This is a genomic window from Bartonella sp. AA97HXZ (assembly GCF_042196985.1).
Classification (GTDB): Bacteria; Pseudomonadota; Alphaproteobacteria; order Rhizobiales; family Rhizobiaceae; genus Bartonella.
The window spans coordinates 1-1,448 of record NZ_JBHIRC010000071.1 but is presented as its reverse complement, the minus strand read 5'-3'; the positions used below and the strand labels follow the sequence as shown (position 1 = coordinate 1,448).

Below are 1,448 nucleotides of genomic sequence, written 5' to 3'. Positions count from 1 at the left end.
GCACCGGCTTATAGTGCAGGGCGGATTGACAATGGCAAAAACCCCGTGGCAGATGCACTGGAACAAGTGGCAGAAAAGTTGCAAGCCATTGCCGTGTTTGATACGGGTGGTAAAAATGCGGAAGAAAGCCTTGCCTATCGTGCAGATTTTTCCTCACGCTTTTGTTATTTGATTGACCCCTTTGTACGGGTGGCAAATCGTGAGGGGGGTGTTAGTGTTAAACCCGCGAGTCCTTTTGCAGCAGCCATGTTTATCAAACGGGACAAGCAAAGGGGCGGTGTTTTTTGGTCTCCTTCCAACCAAGATGTGCATGGCATTTTAGGGACAGCACGCCCCATTAGCTATTTTGATGGGGAAATTGATCATGAGGCAAATCGCCTTAACCAAGCCGATATTGCGACCTTTATTCCAGCACGACTTAGTCAAAATGCGCATGGGCAAATGGCTGCCAATGGGCGCATTTTATGGGGAAATCATACCACCTCCAGTGACCCATTGTGGCGCTTTGTCAATGTGGTGCGCACCCGTGCAGCCTTGGAAAAAACCATCATTAACAATTTGCGCCCTTGGGCGAATGATGAAAACCTTACTGGCCAACATGTTATTGCCATTACCCGCTCTTTGACCAGCTTTCTTGATGATCTGATTGCGCGTGGTGCGCTTTTGGGTGGCCGTGTTTGGTTTGACCGCGATTTAAATTCCAACAGCACTTTACAATTGGGAAAATTGCGGGTGGAATTTGATGCAGAAGAAGTACCACCTTTAGAAGATTTGAGTTTCGGCAGCCGGCGCAATAGCGCTTATTTTGATCGTTTGGCTGAAGATATCCAAAAGAAAATGACTTATCAATTTGGCGATACGCTTGAAACTTATCGCAAAGCAGCAAGGAGTTAAAGCATGACTTTACGCATTGTACGCGGTTTTACCTTGATTGTTGATGATGATGTGAATCTTCACCTTGATCTTGAAACATTGAAACTGCCCACGTTGGAAGAAATTACAGAAACCTATCAACCAGGGGGCTCTGATATGCAAATTGATGTGAGCGGTCTTGGTGTCAAAGCCCTTGGCTTGCAAATGAAAATCCGCAGCCATACCCCCGAAATTATCGGCATCTTTGGTGGTCCTCCTGGTCTTCGTCATAAATTCACTGGCAAAAAACATGTGATCTCTGAAGAAGATGGGCGTGAGCATGAGCATTCCATTGATGTGACAGGGCGGTTGGTCAAAGTCGATAGCGAAGGCTTAACGGCTGGAAAAGCGACAGGCTATGATTGCGAGATCAAAAATATTTGGGATTATACGGAATTTTGGGATGGTTCTGTTTTGCACCGCTTTTCTTTTAAACGGGGCGGCTGGCTTGTCCGCAACGGGCAAGAGATCGGTTCTCGCCGCCGCTCTATTCTCAATTTATAGGAATTGATCATGACAAGTTTACAAACCAGCAT

2 protein-coding genes are annotated in these 1,448 nt (G+C 46.4%); both read left to right on the top strand.

Annotated elements, in window-relative coordinates; genetic code table 11:
• Nucleotides 1–894: phage tail sheath family protein (locus ACFINE_RS09715; protein WP_375621888.1), on the top strand; the 894-nt coding region annotated here is incomplete at its 5' end.
• Nucleotides 895–897: 3 nt separating this feature from the next.
• Nucleotides 898–1,416: a phage major tail tube protein gene (locus ACFINE_RS09710; RefSeq protein WP_375621887.1), complete on the top strand. Its 519-nt coding sequence runs from the start codon at nucleotides 898–900 to the stop codon at nucleotides 1,414–1,416.
• Nucleotides 1,417–1,448: the final 32 nt, after the last annotated feature.